This window comes from Arthrobacter sp. B2a2-09, from assembly GCF_027587375.1.
GTDB lineage: Bacteria > Actinomycetota > Actinomycetes > Actinomycetales > Micrococcaceae > Arthrobacter.
Genome location: NZ_JAMXIC010000114.1, coordinates 1 through 319, shown reverse-complemented (window position 1 = coordinate 319; position 319 = coordinate 1). Strand labels below are relative to the sequence as shown.

Genomic DNA, 319 nt, shown 5'->3' with positions numbered 1-319 from the left:
TTCCACGGGAACCGTGGATTGTTGCTTTGAAGCACGGGTATTAGATTCCTGAATGTTTTCCCTGTCCTCCCCGAGACCGGCACAGTGGATGGCCGTTCGCCGTGTTGGAGGGAAGAGAAAAATGGACATTGTTCACGAACGTGCCGCGGGATTGGATATCTCCAAACGCGACGCGAAGGTCTGCGTCCGGGTGCCGGGTTCACGGCCCGGGACCTACACATCAGCGGTCACGACCTGGGGCTCGACTACCCAGGCGATCCTGGAGTTGCGGGAGTTCCTGGAACGCGAACATGTGAGCACGGTGGTGATGGAAGCGACC

General features: G+C 58.9%; 1 pseudogene. It reads left to right on the top strand.

Annotated elements, in window-relative coordinates:
* Positions 1–121: 121 nt before the first annotated feature.
* Positions 122–319, top strand: a pseudogene (locus NFJ07_RS25780) (IS110 family transposase); the annotation flags it as partial.